The 13718-nt window shown below is 68.8% G+C and carries 13 protein-coding genes; 10 read left to right on the top strand and 3 right to left on the bottom strand.

Annotated features, from left to right (window positions below; translation table 11 throughout):
- The first annotated feature begins 75 nt into the window (after positions 1-75).
- Positions 76-741, top strand: a complete 666-nt coding sequence (locus tag ACZ4UV_RS31335; RefSeq protein ID WP_450896692.1) for a nitroreductase — start codon at positions 76-78, stop codon at positions 739-741.
- Positions 742-778: 37 nt separating this feature from the next.
- On the opposite strand, the gene ACZ4UV_RS31330 is transcribed toward ACZ4UV_RS31335, so the two are convergent.
- Genes ACZ4UV_RS31330 through ACZ4UV_RS31320 form a run of 3 tightly spaced genes read right to left on the bottom strand, consistent with a single transcriptional unit; the run spans position 779 to position 4712 of the window.
- On the bottom strand, positions 779-1573 hold the full coding sequence (locus ACZ4UV_RS31330) for a ferritin-like domain-containing protein (protein ID WP_388908299.1): 795 nt from the start codon (positions 1571-1573) through the stop codon (positions 779-781).
- Positions 1573-3888, bottom strand: coding sequence for an HAD-IB family phosphatase (locus ACZ4UV_RS31325; RefSeq protein WP_467842384.1), 2316 nt, complete (start codon positions 3886-3888; stop codon positions 1573-1575). The genes ACZ4UV_RS31330 and ACZ4UV_RS31325 overlap by 1 nt, the downstream gene beginning before the upstream one ends.
- The gene (locus ACZ4UV_RS31320; RefSeq protein ID WP_451020683.1) at positions 3885-4712 is read right to left on the bottom strand and encodes a hypothetical protein; all 828 of its coding nucleotides are present in this window, start codon (positions 4710-4712) and stop codon (positions 3885-3887) included. The genes ACZ4UV_RS31325 and ACZ4UV_RS31320 overlap by 4 nt, the downstream gene beginning before the upstream one ends.
- A 315-nt stretch (positions 4713-5027) precedes the next feature.
- On the opposite strand from ACZ4UV_RS31320, the gene ACZ4UV_RS31315 reads away from it, so the two are divergent.
- The 9 genes from ACZ4UV_RS31315 to ACZ4UV_RS31275 all read left to right on the top strand — a co-directional run bounded on the left by ACZ4UV_RS31315 (position 5028) and on the right by ACZ4UV_RS31275 (position 13710).
- Positions 5028-5819 carry an SDR family NAD(P)-dependent oxidoreductase gene (locus ACZ4UV_RS31315; RefSeq protein WP_467842382.1) on the top strand — a complete coding sequence of 264 codons (792 nt, stop codon included), beginning with the start codon at positions 5028-5030 and terminating at the stop codon, positions 5817-5819.
- Between the two features lie 39 nt (positions 5820-5858).
- On the top strand, positions 5859-6596 hold the full coding sequence (locus ACZ4UV_RS31310) for a lysophospholipid acyltransferase family protein (protein ID WP_451020681.1): 738 nt from the start codon (positions 5859-5861) through the stop codon (positions 6594-6596).
- Positions 6593-8296 carry an FAD-binding oxidoreductase gene (locus tag ACZ4UV_RS31305; RefSeq protein WP_467842379.1) on the top strand — a complete coding sequence of 568 codons (1704 nt, stop codon included), beginning with the start codon at positions 6593-6595 and terminating at the stop codon, positions 8294-8296. Before ACZ4UV_RS31310 ends, ACZ4UV_RS31305 begins: the two co-directional genes overlap by 4 nt.
- A 77-nt stretch (positions 8297-8373) precedes the next feature.
- Positions 8374-8703 (top strand): WhiB family transcriptional regulator, encoded by a 330-nt coding sequence (locus ACZ4UV_RS31300; RefSeq protein WP_390035713.1) that lies wholly within the window; start codon positions 8374-8376, stop codon positions 8701-8703.
- 160 nt (positions 8704-8863) lie between these two features.
- Entirely contained in the window at positions 8864-10489 is a 1626-nt protein-coding gene (qcrB, locus tag ACZ4UV_RS31295; RefSeq protein ID WP_451020678.1) for a cytochrome bc1 complex cytochrome b subunit, read from the top strand.
- A gap of 52 nt (positions 10490-10541) precedes the next feature.
- On the top strand, positions 10542-11192 hold the full coding sequence (locus tag ACZ4UV_RS31290) for an HAD family hydrolase (RefSeq protein ID WP_467842375.1): 651 nt from the start codon (positions 10542-10544) through the stop codon (positions 11190-11192).
- Positions 11193-11370: 178 nt separating this feature from the next.
- Complete coding sequence (locus ACZ4UV_RS31285) at positions 11371-11781, top strand: cupin domain-containing protein (RefSeq protein ID WP_390035719.1); 411 nt, start codon at positions 11371-11373, stop codon at positions 11779-11781.
- A gap of 70 nt (positions 11782-11851) precedes the next feature.
- Positions 11852-12475, top strand: coding sequence for a DUF5134 domain-containing protein (locus ACZ4UV_RS31280; protein ID WP_467842372.1), 624 nt, complete (start codon positions 11852-11854; stop codon positions 12473-12475).
- Positions 12476-12504: 29 nt separating this feature from the next.
- The gene (locus ACZ4UV_RS31275; RefSeq protein ID WP_451020675.1) at positions 12505-13710 is read left to right on the top strand and encodes an acyl-CoA dehydrogenase family protein; all 1206 of its coding nucleotides are present in this window, start codon (positions 12505-12507) and stop codon (positions 13708-13710) included.
- Positions 13711-13718: the final 8 nt, after the last annotated feature.

The raw sequence follows: 13718 nt of genomic DNA, 5'->3' as shown, positions 1-13718 counted from the left end.
CATGCATATTGTTACATTTCATAGTCTGCCGACCGGCAAGGGTGGCATGTAGGGCAGACGAGGAGCCTGGTGATCTTGGACGTCTACGAGGCGGTGACGAGCCGACGGGCCGTACGTGGATTCATCGACCGGCCCGTCCCGAGGGAGGTGCTCGAGCGGGTGCTCTCCGCCGCGGCCTGGGCGCCCTCCGGGTCGAACCTCCAGCCCTGGCATGTCTACGTGCTGACCGGTCGGCCGCTGGACGAACTCAAGGAGCTCGCCGGCGGGCGTGTGACCGCGCGCGATCCCTGGGACGAGCGCGAATACGAGATGTACCCGCAGACACTGAGGTCCCCCTACCGCGAGCGCCGATCCGCCTTCGGTGCGGAGCGCTACAGCTCACTGGGCATCGGGCGCGAGGACTGGGAGGCGCGCCAGAGGGCCGCTTCCGCGAACTGGGAGTGTTTCGGCGCACCGGCCGCCCTGTTCTGCTACATCGACCGCGGTCTGGGCCGGCCCCAGTGGTCCGACCTGGGCATGTACCTGCAGACGGTGATGCTGCTGCTCCGCGCCGAAGGCCTGCACACCTGCCCGCAGATGGCGTGGTCGGTCTACCGCAAGACCGTCGCGGAGGTCCTCTCGCCCCCCGAGGACCTCATCCTGTTCTGCGGTATGTCGATCGGATTCGAGGACACCGCAGTGCCCTACACCCGTACAGGCCGGGCACCGCTCGAACAGACGGTCACCTTCGTCGACGCATAGGTCCCGTACGAGAAGGTGACCCTCGGGCGTGGCAGTGTCAGGCAGCGATGCCGCGGCTGTCCATGGCGTCCTCGACTATGCGCAGCCCGTCCAGGCCCGGCAGCTTCGCGATGTGCGCGTCGATGTCGCGGATGAGTTTGCGGCCCTCGGAGCCCCCGAAGAGGTGGGTCATGACATGCGTGACCTCGGTCTCGGGCATGACGCCCGAGCCGACCGGCCCCCAGGCCCTTTCGAGCGCCAGGCGCGCGACCACGCGGGCCTTCTTGCTCGCCGCGAGCCGGTCGCGCGCCTGCGACGCGTAGAACGCGACATGCTTCGTCTCCTGCTGTGCGATCCGCTTGAGCAGCGGCAGCAGCACGGGGTGGCTCTCCAGCGCGGCCAGTCGGTGGTACGCCGCGGTCGCCGACCACTCGTTCGCCGCTCCCCACGCCATGTGCACGGCGACGAAGTCGTTTCCGACCAGCCGACCTATCACCGTCTGCTTCACCGTCCCCAGGCGGTCCCGCCAGCCGAGCTTCAGGCGGGTCGCCTTGAGCTCGTCGAAGTCGACTCGGAGGCCGTGGCGCTCCAGCACGGCCGCGAGGGCTTCGCCGTGCCAGAACTCCTCGCGGTTCCACATCGTCATGAAAGCGCCCACCGCCGGCTCGTCGTGAGACGGGGTCGTCAGCAGATCACGCAGATAGCACACCGTGTGGTACTCGATGTCACACATGTAGCGCAGTGTGCGCAGCGTCTCCTCGGGCAGCGGGTTGCGCTCGAACTCGTCGAAGTCGAGGTCGGCCCACTGCACGCCGCTGGAGTTCTTCGTGTACTTGTCCATGTCGAAGGCCATCAGTCGCTCTTCCCGTCGGTGCGCGTCGGATTCGTCGCCCGGGCCGCGACGACCTCGCGGCGCACACCCGAACCGCCGCTCTTCCAGCGGTGGATGTCCCAGTTCCTCCGGTGCGACTCGCGCGCCAGTTCCGCGTCGGGGTTGATCGCCGAGGGCTTGCCCAGCAGGGACAGCCACGGCAGGTCGGAGTGGCTGTCGCCGTAGCCGTAGGAGGCGGCGAGGTCGTAGCCGCCCTCCTCGGCGTACCGCAGAAGCCACGCGGCCCGCGCCTCGTCCACCAGCGGCGGCTTCGCCAGGTAGCCGGTGAGCACCCCGTCCCTCACGTGCATGGAGCTCCCGACGACCTCGTCGAACAGGTCGGCGAGCGGAGCGGCGAGAAGGCCGGCCGAGCCGGTGACCAGGACGGTGCGGTGACCTGCCGCGCGGTGCTCGCGGATACGCGCCAGGGCGTCCGCGCTCGTGTGCCGCAGCATCGTGTCGGCGTAGCCGCGCCGCACCACCTCTTCCAGGCGGGCGACGGGCATGCCGCGGTAGCGGCGCAGGAAGGCGCGGATGAACTCACCGCGGTCACGTCGCTCGGCGCGGAGGTAGCCGGGCAGGGAGACGAGCAGGTCCGCCACCTCCTTCGGCCAGGCCGCCTTGCGGAAGCCCGCGGTGCGCACCCAGAGGTACTGCTCGACGATGTTGGAGTCGACGACGGTCCGTTCGAGGTCGAAGACGGCGAGTACGTCGGTACGCCGCGGCAGTTCGCGTCTCGGACGGGCGCCCGACGGCCGGACGGCCGCGGCTCTCCGACGACGGTGGGCCGCCGTCAGTTCGGTGATGGCGGGGAGGTGCACCTTCTGCAGGTACTCCTCCCAGTCGATCCGCTCCACACCGAAGCCACGGTCCTCGCGCACCCCGGCCGGAAGGGCGTTGTTCAGCGCGCGGGCGTTGCGGTCGTCGAAGACGATCTCGGTCTGCGCATAGGCGCGGTAGAGGTCGACGAAGTTTCCGAGGGTGGCGATACCGGCGCGCAACTTGGCGTTCCCGGTCGCGAGAGCGCGCTTGCGCTCGTTGTTCGGCATCAGTCGCAGGGCGGCGTCCCACAGGTCGGCCTTCGTCCCCGCCAGCCGGAGTGCGCGGTTGAACCTGCGCTCGCCCGAGAACTTCCAGTCCGGCACTTCGACGAATCCGCCGTCCTTCGGAAGCGGGTGCTGCGTGTAGTAGTCGCGTACGTTCTCGTACATGCGGTGGAAGGGCAGCGGATTCGACGCGCCCGAGGCGATGTGGAAGTACCGCGGCTCGTCGACGGGGACCGGGTTGGCCGCCACGGCCAGGATGGCGTTGACGACGAGGTCGACGGGGATGACGTCGAGGATCGAGTCGGGCAGCCCGGGGAAGTCGGGCAGCTGGCCGCGGCCGTAGGCGAAGATCAGCGGATCGGCGACCTTGAAGCCGTCGATCCAGCCGGGGAACGGGTGCCGGAGCGCGCTCTCGATGATCGCGGGCCGAACCACCGAAAGCCGGTGTCCGGCCTCCCCCCAGAGGTCTTCCGCGGCACGTTCGGCGAGTGCCTTCGTCAGCGTGTAGACGTCGGTCCACCCCAGGCTCTGGGCGCGCCGCCGGCCGGCGGCGACGAGCTGGGAACGCACCCACTCGCGCCGCGCGTTCTCGCTCGCGCGGGCCGCCGCGATCGGGCCCTCCTTCCCGTGGTCGCCGCGGGCGCGGGACATGAACCGCTCGAGCATCGCCGGTTCCCGCGAGGTGAGTTCGGTCTGCTCGTGGGTCCGGGTCGCCAGGGTCCACTCGGTGTGCCAGAGGACATCGTGTTCGAGCCTGGCCTCGGGCACCACACCACGGCGGAGCCCTCCGACGTAACAGGTCGACACGTGGACGACGTGCGGGTCGGATCCGGAGGCGAGCAGGGCCTCGTAGAGGCCCACGGCGCCGCTGACGTTCGTGTCGAACGCCTCGTGGATGGGCGGGTCGAACGAGACGGTCGACGCCGAGTGGATGACGACGTCGAGGTCGGCGGGCAGCTCGGGGACGCTGGTCATGCTGCCGTCGAGCACGGTGATCCGTGCCCGGACGATGCGCTCGGCCTCTTCGGCGCCCACGGTGTCCCGCCAGCGCCGGAAGACGGGTTTGCGCAGCAGCTGTCGGAGCCGGTCCTGCCCGGTCTGACTGCCCTTGCGGCGCACGAGGAGTGAGATACGGGTGGCGGGGTGGTCGCTGAGCAGCCGTTCCAGCACGGCCTGCCCGACGAAGCCGGTGGCGCCGGTCAGCAGGACGTGCGCGTCGCCGAGTTCGGTGTTCGCGTGGTGCGGTGTCACGGAAGGAGCCTCGATTCAACGATGGATGCGACACCGGGACGGATGCCGGGGAGCGCGGCGACCATCCCGCGGATACGGCGCGCCTCGGCCCGTCCGCGCTGGTCGCCGAAGACATGGCGTTCGAAGAAGGCGCGTTCGTGCCCGGAGCGGTCGACCGAGCCGAGCGGCCAGGCGGCGTGCCGGAGAGCGCGGCAGGTGATGCGCTGGGCGCGGGCGGAGTCGCGTAGCCGGCGCTCGGCCTCCTCGGCGAGGAAGCGGATGTGACGGTTCTTGATCTCCACCACGGGGTTGATGATCGACGCCGTGGCGGAGGACACGCCGGCCAGGCGCCGGTAGGCCGCCTGCGTGATCCATTCGTCCACGAGGCCCGTCGTCACATGTTCGGCGACGATCTGCGTACCGGTGACGCCGGCGACGAGAGAGCGACGGATCGGGCCACGGCGTGCGCGGCGCTCCGCAGGTACCCGCCGTGCGGGACCGGCGCTCGAAGGCAGGTCGCGGGCGGCGGGAGAGGCATCGAGGACGGCGTCGAGAGCGTCGGCTGTCCAGAACCTCTCGAACATCCACGTGGTGAGGAAGGCGGTGACCCGGGCGTCCTTGTGTGTCGCCGTGACGAGGAGGTCGCGTACGCGATGAAGCGTCGTACGTTCCATGTCGCGCAGCGCGCGGACGAGTCGGACGGAGTCGGCGTCGAGCGGCTCTTCGGCGAGCGACCCGAGGTCGAGCGTTCCACGGTGGCTGCCATGTGCCGTGCGGGCGAACTCACGCACGTCGAAGCCCGCTGTCTCGGGCGGCAGGGTCGTCGTCTCGTTGTTCGAGTTCATGCACGGGCTTTCTGGGCGGGAGCGGGGGAACCTCTGCGGCAGTCCCGAAGCCTGCGAGAAGCCGCCGGGACCGTCAGGTGAGACCGCGCAACCGACACATGTGTGACACCACTCGCCTCGGTCATGTGTGGAAGCTCGTGTCACAAGGCGGAGGCGTGCCCGGTCTAACGCGATGACCCCGGAAACGAAAGGTGTGTCAGGCGCGTGGACTCAGCCCTCTGCCGTTGTACGAGGCAAGTCACCCGGTGCGGCTCGTCGGAGCCGGTCGTCGGCCGAGCGGGGATCTCGGATGTCGAGTAGAGGGCGGGTGAGACCGTGCTGAACCGTACCCGGGTCGCACTTGTCACCGGTGCCACCTCCGGGATCGGGGCGGCGTTCGCGCGCGCCCTGGCAAACCGCGGATGGGACCTGGTCCTGGTGGCGCGCGACCGGGAGCGGCTCGGCCGGGTGGCTGCCCAACTCGAATCCCGGGGCCGTGCCGTCGAGGTGCTGCCCGCCGACCTGGCCGAGCATGCCGACGTCGCACGTGTCGCCGCCCGGCTGGCGGACCCCGCCCGTCCGGTGGACATGCTCGTGAACAACGCCGGTTTCGGCGTGCACGTACCGATGACCTCGGCCGACACCGCTCCGCACGACCGGGCGATCGAGGTCATGGGGCGTGCGGTGCTGGTGCTCGCCGGCACCGCCGGGCGGGCCATGCGCGAACGCGGGCACGGTGCGGTCGTCAATGTGTCGAGCACGGCCGGGTTCGTCACGATGGGAAGTTATTCGGCGGTCAAGGCCTTCGTGACCTCGCTCTCGGAGGGACTGGCGAACGAGCTCCACGGAACGGGCGTCACCGTGACGGCACTCTGCCCGGGCTGGGTCCGCACCGAATTCCACACGCGGGCCGGAATCCGCTCGTCGAGCATTCCGGACTTCCTCTGGCTCGACGCCCGGCGAGTCGTCGAGACGACTCTGCGCGACGTCCGCCGCGGACGGGTGATCTCCGTGCCGAGCTTCCGGTACCGGTTGCTCATCTGGTGCGCACGTCACCTGCCACGCCACACGGTGCGGTGGATCTCGCGACGGATCTCGTCCAGCCGCACGGACATTCTCACTGACTGAAGAAATCAGTGCGGGCGAACCCGCACGGGAAGGAAGCGGATGCCTGCGACGGTACGCGACCGTTTCACCTCACGCTCACACGCCGCGGCGCGTTTCATCGCACAGCGGGGGCTGCTGAAGCCCCTCGTCTGGAGCGTGACCAGCGTCACGGTGCTCGGGCGCGAGCGGTTGGCGAACGTCGAGGACTCGTATGTCGTCGTCGCCAATCACACCTCGCATCTGGACACGCCACTCATCATGGGCGCGCTGCCGCGCCGGCTGGCGCGCTACCTCGCGGTGGGAGCCGCCGCTGACTACTTCTTCGACGTGTGGCGGCGGCGCGGCCTGACGGCCCTCTTCTTCAACGCCTTCCCGGTCGACCGCACCGGAGCGAACGCGCGCGGAGTGAGCACCCGCGCCGTGAGCGCCAAGGCACTGCTGAACCGGGGAGTGCCGCTCCTGATCTTTCCGGAGGGGACCCGGTCGCGCGACGGTTCGCTCGGAACGTTCAAGCCGGGGGCGGCGGCACTCGCCTCGTCGGCCGAGGTGCCGGTGCTACCCGTCGCGGTCATCGGCGCGCATGCGGCGCATCCTCGCGGCTCGAACTGGCCGAAGCCCGGCCGACTGCCGGTCGGGGTCGTCTTCGGCGAACCGCTCACTGCCTTTCCCGGGGAGTTGAGGAGCGAGTTCACCGAACGTATCCGCTCGGCGATCCTCACCCTCACCGAGGAGAACTCCGAACGCATCCTCGGCGTGAGTGCGACCTCACGTCGTATTCCCGAAGGAGACCGCTCGTGACCGAACCTGCCGGCCGCACCGACGCGACGCGCACCGCTGATGTGAAACACATGAAGTGGTGGGGCTGGGGCGTGGAAGGTGTCGGCTTCCGACACGAGGACAAGCCTGGTTTCGCGCCGTTCGTACAGCGGGCCATCGGCCTCGATCTCCGGGCGGCCGAACGCACCACCGAAGGGCCGGACTTCGCGCAGTTGAAGGTGCCGCCCTCGACGGCGCCGGAGGGATTCGTCACGCTGCTGACGGACATCGTCGGAGCCGGGAACGCGGTCGTGGACGACCTGTCCCGCGTCGTCCACACCTACGGCAAGAGCCTGCGTGACCTGGTCCGCATCCGGGTCGGCGAGATGGGGCGCAGTCCCGATGTGGTCGTCTACCCGGCCGACGAGGCGGAGGTGCGGAGGGTCGTCGACGCGGCCGTCGAAGCGGACGCCGTGATCATTCCCTTCGGGGGCGGCAGCAATATCGCGGGCAGCCTGGAGCCGCACGTGGACGAGGACCGGGTGGTCGTCTCGCTCGACCTCGGCCGCCTCGACCGGGTACTGGAGATCGACCCCGGCTCCGGCCTGGCACGGGTCCAGGCCGGGGCGCAGGGGCCCGATCTCGAGGCCCGGCTCAACCAGGAGGGCTGGACGATGGGGCACTTCCCCGACTCGTTCACCCACTCGACGCTGGGCGGGTGGGTCGCCACGCGCTCGTCCGGCATGCAGTCGGACAAGTACGGCGACATCGCGGACATCGTCAAGGGGCTGCGTGTCGTGCGGGCCGACGGGGTCCTCGTGATCCGTGCCGTGCCGAGCGCGTCGACCGGGCCGAGCGTCCGGGAGATGGTGGTGGGCTCCGAGGGGCGGCTCGGCGTCATCACCGAGGTCACGGTGCAGGTGCACCGGCTCCCCGCGAAGCGGGCGATCCACGCCTACTTCTTCAGGAATCTCGACCACGGCCTCGCGGCGATGCAGGAGATCGCGGAGAGCGACGTGTCGCCCTCGGTCACCCGTGTCTCGGACGCGCACGAGACGGGCTTCTCCCTGGCGACGAGCAAGGAGTCGAAGGGCATTCGAAAGACGGCGCAGGCCGGCCTCATGGCCTACCTCAGGAGGCGTGGCTGGAACCTGGACGAGATGTGCCTCTCCTTCATCGGCTTCGAGGGCGACAAGGCACACGTGAAACGGCAGAAGTCGATCGTCGACCGGATCGTGCGCAGGCATCACGGCATCGGCGTCGGCGCGGGACCCGGTGCGCTCTACGACCAGAAGAAGTTCGACACGCCCTACATCCGCGACTTCCTGCTCGACCGCGGTGCCGCCGGCGACGTGAGCGAGACCGCCGGCCCGTGGTCGAAGCTCCGCGGCATCCACGCGGCGGTCTACGAGGCGGCCGACCTCGCCTACGAGAGGATCGGCCGCACCGGCTGGACCATGTCGCACATGTCGCACTCCTACCACTCCGGAGCCTGTCTCTACTTCACGTTCGCCTTCGTCTTCGGCGACGACCCGCTCGGTGAGTACGACACCGTCAAGCGCGCGATCCAGCAGGCGTTCATCGACGCCGGCGGCACGATCTCGCACCACCACGGGGTGGGCCTGGAGCACGCGCCCTGGCTGGCGGAGGACATCTCCCCCCAGGGTGTCGCGATCATGTCGGGCCTCTTCGGCGCCGCCGACCCGGGCGGCAACTTCAACCCCCGCAAGATCGTGCTCTGAGCGGGTGCGCGCCGCCTTGTCACACACCGGCCGGGTGCCCCGTCTCAGATGACAACCCACTGGAGGTTTTCTCTGTCATGGCTACAGCACAACGCGACCACGCGACGCACTGGCGTGAACGGGGAGCCTGCCTGCGCGTCGACCCCGATCTGTTCTTCCCCATCGGCGACGGCGGCCTGACGCAGGTTCAGATCACCGAGGCCAAGGCCGTCTGCCGTCGATGTCCGGTCATGGAGCAGTGTCTCGGCTGGGCCATGCGGGTCGAGCGGGTGGAAGGCATCTGGGGCGGGACGACGGAAGGCGAGCGCCGCCTGATGAGGCGGCGCGACGACGCTGACGACCGCCTCGGGGCCAGGCGTGTCACATCCACGCGTCCTGCTCGGTCATATGGGTGGAAGCAGTCATGAGCCTGCTCGCCCAGGGAGTGCGGACCAGGCGGCCCGCTGACTCGGTTCCGCCCACGACAAGCGACTGACCTGCCGTATCCGTTCCCTGTCGGGCAGCAAGACGGGCTCATGGCATCGCGAGCGTCCCTTTTCGGGCCGGGTGAGGAATGGTTGCCGGGGCATGGATGATCCGAGCCAGAAGGAAGAAGTGGCCGAAGGAGGCGACGGGGAGCGCATCGCCCGCTGGGCGGACGGACGCCTGGGCCCGTACAGCCTGCTGCGGGCCAAAGCACGCAAGGCTTTCCCCGACCACTGGTCCTTCTTGTTGGGGGAGATCTGTCTCTACAGTTTCCTCGTCATTGTCGTGACCGGGGTCTATCTGAGCCTGTACTTCCATCCGTCGATGAAAGAGGTGCAGTACAACGGCAGTTACCTGCCGTTGCGGGGGCAGACGGTGTCGGAGGCGTACAACTCCACCATGCACGTCTCCTTCGACGTCCGGGGCGGCCTGTTGATCCGGCAGGCGCATCACTGGGCGGCCCTGGTGTTCATCGGGGCCATGCTCGTCCACATGCTGCGCGTGTTCTTCACCGGGGCCTTCCGCAAACCCCGTGAATTCCAGTGGCTGTTCGGCTTCCTGCTGCTGGTCCTCGGAATGTTCGGAGGACTGACCGGATACGACCTGCCGGACGACCTTCTTTCCGGCACCGGGCTCGCCGTCGTGAACGGGACGATCCTCTCCATACCGGTCGTCGGAACCTACCTTTCGATGTTTCTCTTCGGAGGCGGGTTCCCGGGCGGTGAACTGGTAGCGCGCTTCAACGCGATCCATGTCCTGGTCATCCCGGCCATCATGGTGGGACTGCTCGTGGCCCATCTGATCCTGCTGCTCCACCACAGGCACACGCAGTATCCGGGCCCGGGCCGGAGCAACAGGAACCTGGTGGGCCTGCCGCTCAAGGTGCGGGCGGTGAAGTCCGCGGGTGTCTTCTTCCTGGTCGGCGGTGTCATCTTCGCGATCGCGGCCCTCGCGCAGATCAATCCCATCTGGCTGTACGGCCCCTACCGCGTCGACCAGGTCTCGGCCGGCTCGCAGCCCGACTGGTACATGGGCGTGGCGGACGGACTGCTGCGCGTCATGCCGGGCTGGGAGATCGCCCTGTGGGGCCACACCCTGGCTCTGGACAACCTTATTCCGCTGGTGGCGGGCGTCGGCTTCTTCCTGGCCATGGGCGCGTATCCGTTCATCGAGTCCTGGGTGACCGGGGACAATCGTGAGCAGCACCTTCTCGACAGACCGCGCAACCGCCCCGTGCGCACGGCACTCGGTGTCGCATGGATCGGCTTCTATCTGGTGTCGCTCATCGGCGCCGCGAACGACATCATCGCCACCCGGTTCCACCTCTCGGTCGAATCAGTCACGTGGGCGGTCCGCATCGGCCTGTTCGTCGTGCCTGTCGCGGCCTACGCCGTGGCGAAGCGGTGGGCTCTCGGTCTGCAACGCAGGGATCGCGACAAGGTGCTGCACGGTCGCGAGACGGGCATCGTCAAGCGCCTGCCACACGGCGAGTTCGTCGAGGTGCACGAGCCTCTCGGTCAGGCGGAGCTCCACCTCCTGACACAGCATGAGCAGTACACACCGATCGCCCCCTGCGCGAACGGCGAGGCGGGCGACCGACCCGCGGGCGCCCGCCTCGCCCGGCGCCTGCGGGTCGGGGTCAGCCGTGCCCTCTACGGCGAAGGCTCGCAGATCCCCAAGCCGACCTTGCCGGAGTACCGGGAGATCACCGACAAGCACCGTGCGTGACAGTGCGGCCCCGGGTGCCGGCAGACGGTGTGGGAGAGAGGTTCGGAAGACTGTGCCGAGAACATGTCTCATAGTGGACTTCGGCGGTGTCCTCACGACATCGCTCGACGATGCGGTGCGCGGCTTCGAAGCCCGCGAAGGCCTGCCCGAGGGGGCGGTGGAGCACGGCTGGTACCGGAACCCGGCGATGGTCGCGCTCACTCACGACCTCGAACGCGGCACGGCCACTCAGTCCGACTGGAACCGGCGCATGGGCCGGGCGCTGGGCATCGACAGCACCGACCTGCTGGGCCGGATCTTCGCGGACTCCCGTCTCGACGATTCCATGGTGTCGGTGCTGGCCCGGGCCCGCGCCTGCGGACTGAAGACGGGTCTGCTGTCCAACAGCATGGGCTTGGCGCCGTGGAACATGTATCGGGGCTTCGACATCGACAGGGCCTTCGACGCGGCGTTCGTCTCCGGGCAGCACGGACTGCGCAAACCGGACCCGGCTGCGTATCGGCTGCTCCTCACGATGCTCGAAGTGCCCGGTGGGGACTGCGTCTTCGTCGACGACAACGCGGAGAACCTGCCGCCCGCCGAGGCCCTGGGAATGGCCACTGTTCTGCATCGCAGCGCAGAGCACTCCACGACGCGGCTCGGGGAACTGCTGGGCGTCGCCCTCATGCCGGAGCCCCGTCCGGCGTTCGCGCCGGTGTTGTGACATCGAGGCGCAGCCTGCTGTGTCACGGATCCACCGTGCGTCCGGTCATCACTGCCGTACGTGCGTGGGACCAGGACGTGGGAACACCCGGCCGGCCGGCGGCATGTCTGTCCGGAGATGTTCCGGTCGCGCGGTATGTCTGGCCCAGGACGCAGTGGATCCATGGAGGTGCAACACGATGCCGGAGAAGTCGGAAGGCTGGAAGACGGCGGTGACGGTGCTTCAGGACGCCGCACCGCTCGCCATTCCCGAGGGTGCGTCGGCGATGACCATTCAGGTCGAGTGGGAGCCCGGCGACCCGGGAACGCCGCCGCACCGCCACTCGGGACCGGCCTTCGGGTACGTCATCGAGGGAGCGGTCCGTTTCGAGCTGGAGGGCGAGCCCGAGCGCGTCGTCGAAGCCGGTGGGACGTTCTGGGAGCCGGGTGGTGATGTGATCCATTACCAGGACGGCAACGCGCTGACGCATGCGCGGACCCGGTTCGTCGTGACCATGATGTGCGCGCCGGGCAGGCCGATGCTCGAACTCGTCGGTGAGAAGGAACTGGCCGAACGGGCCCATCTGCGCGCCCCGCGCCCCACCGGCTGACCACCCACCCGCTCACACACGCCAGTTCCGACACGGATCCCGACCGCTCCGTGGGAGGGTGCGACTCGGCATGAGGGCCACCGACGTTGTCCACTACATGCTGACCGCCTTGTTCGCGGCGGCCGCTGTCCGAGCGCTCCGGCAGAGTGTCGTGGCCCGGACCGGTGGCTGCCGCAGCCGCGTCGACCATATGCTGCACGCCGCCATGGCACTGACCATGGCAGTGATGCCGTGGGGCTGGGGCGGCGCCCTGCCCGCGCTGCCGCAGTCGGTCTTCTTCGCCGCCGCCGCACTGTGGTTCCCGCTGACCGCCGTCAGGAGGGGCCAGGAGGGACAGCTGTCGGCAACGGTGCGGAGACTGCCCTACGCGGTGGGCATGGCGGCGATGACCTGGATGTCGTACCGCGCGGCGGGGCACGGGCACCAGACCATGGCCGACGGCGTTCCGACGGCACACCAGGCCATGCAGGTCAGCCACTCCATGGGCGAGTCGAGGGCCGGCAGCGTCGTCACCGGAGTGTTGGCGCTGTACCTGCTCACCTGTGCTCTGCAGGCGCTGACCCGCGACATGCCCGCGCTGCGCGCAACCACCGGCACGGTGGCCGACCCGACCAGCCTGAGCAGTGCGTGCAACCGCTTCTGGGACGGAGCGACGGCCATGGGAACGCTGGTCATGCTTCTGATGCCCCATTGACCGAAACGAAGACCTTCCAGGAGAACGACATGACCACCACTCCCCCTGCGCTGTCGGACGACCTGCTCGCCGCCGACTTCTACCTCTACGAGGCGCTTCTCCCGGACGAGGAACGCACGATACTGCGCAAGGCCCGCACCTTCCTTCGTGACGAGGTGAAGCCGTTGGTCAACGGGTACTGGGACAAGGGCGAGTTCCCCGTGGAACTGATCGAGAGGTTCCGCGGGAGCGGCCTGACCGCCCTGTCGTACGAGGGGTACGGTGACCACCTGCCCGCCGCCAGCCACCTGCTCGGCGGCATGCTCGCGATGGAGATGAGTCGCGTCGACGCCTCGGTCGCCACCTTCTTCGGTGTCCACAACGGCCTCAGCTTCTACTCCATCCTCACCGGTGGCGACCAGGAGCAGCGGGAGAGATGGCTGCCCGCCATGGCCTCGATGGAGAAGATCGGCGCCTTCGCCATGACCGAACCGCTGGGTGGCTCCGACGTCTCCGGCGGCATGCGCACCACCGCCGAGCGCCGGGGCGGCACTTGGGTGCTCAACGGCGCGAAGAGGTGGATCGGCAACGCCACCTTCGCCGACCACGTCGTGGTGTGGGCGCGGGACGTGGACGACAACCAGGTCAAGGGCTTCGTCGTCGAGAAGGGCACCCCCGGGTTCGTGCCGGTGAAGATCGAGGGCAAGATCGCGCTCCGGATCGTAGAGAACGCCGAGATCACCCTGACCGACGTACGGGTCCCGGAGGCCGACCGCCTCCAGAACATCAACTCCTTCAGGGACGTCGCGGAAATCCTGCGCTTCACCCGCAGCGGTGTCGCCTGGCAGGCTCTGGGCGTCATGATCGGCGCCTACGAGCTCGCACTCGGCTACGCCAAGGAGCGGCGGCAGTTCGGGCGTCCGATCGCCGGATTCCAGATGGTGCAGGACCTGCTGGTGAAGAGCCTGGGCGACATCACCGCGTCCTGGGGCATGCTGGTGCAGCTCGCCCGGCTGCAGGACCAGGGCATCTTCCGCGACGACCACTCGGCGCTGGCCAAGGGGTTCACCACGTCCCGGATGCGCGAGGTCGTCGCGGCCGGCCGCGAGATCTTCGGCGGCAACGGCATCGTCCTCGACTACGACGTCGCACGGTTCTTCGCCGACGCCGAGGCCCTCTACTCCTACGAGGGCACCCGCCAGATGCAGACCCTCATCGTCGGCAAGTCCATAACCGGGCAGAGCGCCTTCGTCTGAGGTGCGGC

This window comes from Streptomyces sp. NPDC028289 (assembly GCF_055565975.1).
This window is presented reverse-complemented; position numbering and strand designations above follow the sequence as displayed.